Below are 228 nucleotides of genomic sequence, written 5' to 3'. Positions count from 1 at the left end.
ATGAAGGTCAGCAGCGGCAGCATCACCACCAGCGCCAGCAGGCGCGGGATGACCAGCAGGTCGACCGGATCCAGGCCCAGGGTCTGGATGACGTCGATCTCCTCGCGCGACTTCATCGCGCCGATCTGCGCGGTGAAGGCGCTGGCGGTGCGGCCGGCCAGCACGATGGCGGTCAGCAGCACGGCGAACTCGCGCAGGAAGGCGATGCTGACCAGTTCGACCACGTAG

1 protein-coding gene is annotated in these 228 nt (G+C 67.5%); it reads right to left on the bottom strand.

The features are described from left to right. The coding region (locus SB822_RS61725) for an MlaE family ABC transporter permease (protein ID WP_410859755.1) at positions 1-228 on the bottom strand (228 nt) is incomplete at both ends.

Source organism: Paraburkholderia sp. SIMBA_054 (genome assembly GCF_046534875.1).
Taxonomy (GTDB): domain Bacteria; phylum Pseudomonadota; class Gammaproteobacteria; order Burkholderiales; family Burkholderiaceae; genus Paraburkholderia; species Paraburkholderia hospita.
Note: the sequence above shows the minus strand (reverse complement) of the source record. Positions and strands in the feature narration are given on the sequence as shown.